At 71.3% G+C, this 2,682-nt stretch carries 2 protein-coding genes; both read right to left on the bottom strand.

Annotated elements, in window-relative coordinates; translation table 11 throughout:
- The coding region (gene dnaG / locus ACFPZL_RS12095; RefSeq protein ID WP_382335602.1) for a DNA primase at positions 1-1,320 on the bottom strand (1,320 nt) is incomplete at its 3' end.
- A gap of 9 nt (positions 1,321-1,329) precedes the next feature.
- A complete protein-coding gene (locus ACFPZL_RS12090) occupies positions 1,330-2,595 on the bottom strand; it encodes a deoxyguanosinetriphosphate triphosphohydrolase (RefSeq protein ID WP_218116405.1) in 1,266 nt (421 codons plus the stop codon).
- Between the last annotated feature and the right edge of the window lie 87 nt (positions 2,596-2,682).

The raw sequence follows: 2,682 nt of genomic DNA, 5'->3' as shown, positions 1-2,682 counted from the left end.
CCCCGAGCCGGCTGCCCGGACCGCCTGCTGCACCTCCGCGAGGTCGGTGCCGAGCATCCGCGCGAGCTCGCGCGCGTACCCGGGCCGGAGCGCGGGATCCTTGATCTCGGCGATGATCGGGGCGGCCTCGCGCAGCGCCGAGACCCGCCCCTCGACGCTGTTCAGATCGAAGCGGCCGACGGCCTGCCGCAGCGCGAACTCGAAGAGCGGCACCTTGCGGCTGAAGATCTCGCGCACGGCCTCGTCCCCGCGATGCAGGCGGAGGTCTGCGGGATCGAGCCCGTCGGGCGCGACGGCGACGTAGGTCTGCGCGGTGAAGCGCCGCTCTTCGCTGAACGCGCGCAGGGCGGCTTTCTGCCCGGCCTCGTCGGGGTCGAAGGTGAAGATCACCTCGGCGGCCGCGTCATCCCCCATGATCCGGCGCAGCACCGAGATGTGGTCCTTGCCGAACGCCGTGCCGCAGGTGGCTACCGCCGCTTCCTCCCCCGCCAGGTGGCAGGCCATCACATCGGTGTAGCCCTCGACGACGACCGCGCGTCGGCCCCGAGAGATCGCCTTCTTCGCGAGGTCGAGCCCGTAGAGCACCTGGGCCTTGTGATAGACCGGGGTCTCAGGGGTGTTCAGATACTTCGGGCCGTTGTCGTCCTCGTAGAGCTTGCGGGCGCCGAAGCCGATGGTCTGCCCGCTGGTGTCGCGGATCGGCCAGATCACCCGGCCGCGGAACCGGTCGTAGACGCCGCGCTGGCCCTCGGAGACAAGACCGGCTGCCGTGAGCTCCTGACGGTTGTAGCCCTGCGCGGTGAGGTGCTTCGACAGCCCGTCCCAGCCGCGCGGCGCGTAGCCGACGCCGAAGGTCTCGCACGCCGCCTGATCGAAGCCGCGCTCGGTGAGGAAGGTTCGCGCGGTCGCGCCCTCCTCGCCGGCGAGGTGCTGCACGAAGTACGCGGCGGCGGCCTGGTTCGCCGCGAGCAGCCGCACCCGGTTGGGCCCGTCCTGCTGCCGACGGTCGCCGCCCTCCTCGTAGGTGAGCACGTAGTTGATGCGGGCCGCGAGCCGCTCGACCGACTCCGTGAACGTGAGGTGGTCCATCCGCTGGAGGAAGCTGATCGCGTCGCCCGACTCGCCGCAGCCGAAGCAGTGGTAGTAGCCGAGCCCGGGGCGCACGTGGAAGCTCGGGCTGCGCTCGTCGTGGAACGGGCAGAGGCCCTTCATCGAGTCGACGCCGGCCGATTTCAGCGCCACGTAGTCCCCCACCAGGTCCGCCAGATTCGTGCGCTGCTTCACCTCTTCGATGTCAGTAGCTTTGATCCGGCCGGCCATAGCGGAAGTCTAGACCAGCGGCACGGCGCAGAGCCGGTCGTACCAGGCGATCGCGCCCTGGTCGGTGAGCGAGGCCACCTGGTCGACCACGGCGCGTCGCGCATCCGCCTCACTGCGTGCGGCGCGATAGTCCGCGGCGAACGCGGGTTCGAGGTCGGATCCTTCGCTCGCCCAGAGCGTCTCGAGCAGCTCGGCGAGCAGATTCCGCTGCCGGCGGTAGATCGGCTGCCGGCGATCGATCTCCATGACGTATGCGGCGACGATGCCCTTCAGCACGGCGATCTCGGCGCGCACCTCGCGCGGCACGACGACGTCGGCCCCGTAGCGGGCGAGCGGCCGACCGGCGGCGGCATCGATCGTGGCCGCGATCGCCGCTCGGGCGAAGCGGCCGATCATGGCGCTCGTGAAGTTCTTCAGCTGGGCGAGGTCGCGGCGCGAGCCCTCCCACCGCGTCAGCCAGGTGGGTGCGGCCGCGATGCGTTCGTACGCCTCGGCGAGCTCCGCCTCGGCGAAGGACTCCCCGGCCCAGGCGGCGACCGCTCGGATCAGCGTCGCGTGTCCCGCGCGTGCCGTGAGCAGCTCGGGATCGATGAAGCCGCCCACGACCGCGTCCTCGAAGTCGTGCACCGAGTAGGCCATGTCGTCGCTGAGATCCATGACCTGCGCCTCGACGCACTTCCGCCGCCCGTCGGCGCCCTCGCGGAGCCACGCGAACACGGGCGCGTCGTCGTCGAAGTAGCCGAACTTGACGCTGCCCGCTGCGGCCTCCGCGAGCGGCCATGGGTACTTGCAACTCGCGTCGAGCGTGGCACGGGTCAGGTTCAGGCCGACGCTGTTCCCCGCGCGGTCGAAGCGCTTCGGCTCGAGCCGGGCGAGGATCCGCAGGGTCTGCGCGTTGCCCTCGAAGCCCCCGAAGTCGACCATCCAGGCGTTGAGCGCGCGCTCCCCGTTGTGCCCGAAGGGCGGGTGCCCGAGGTCGTGCGCGAGGCACGCCGTGTCGACGACGTCCTGCGCGAGCCCGAGCGAGACCGCGAGCTCGCGTCCGATCTGCGCGACCTCGAGCGAATGGGTCAGCCGGTTGCGGGCGAAGTCGATGCCGGCGGTGGGGCTGAGCACCTGGGTCTTCGCGGCGAGCCGCCGCCAACCGCTCGAGTGCAGGACGCGTGCGCGGTCCCGCGCGAAGTCGCTGCGGTGGCCGGAGTGGTGCTCGGGAACGAGCCGCTCGACGTCGTGCTCGGTGTAGCCGGGCGGCAGCACGGATTGCGGATCAGCCACCGTCGACCCCGGCGCCGATGCGCTCGGCCTCCGCCATCTCGGCGAAGTCGACGCCGTCGCTCGTCCGGCTGTTCAGCCAGCCGTCGG

Origin of the sequence: Leucobacter soli (genome assembly GCF_042659205.1) — a bacterium.
GTDB lineage: Bacteria > Actinomycetota > Actinomycetes > Actinomycetales > Microbacteriaceae > Leucobacter > Leucobacter soli.
Note: the sequence above shows the minus strand (reverse complement) of the source record. Positions and strands in the feature narration are given on the sequence as shown.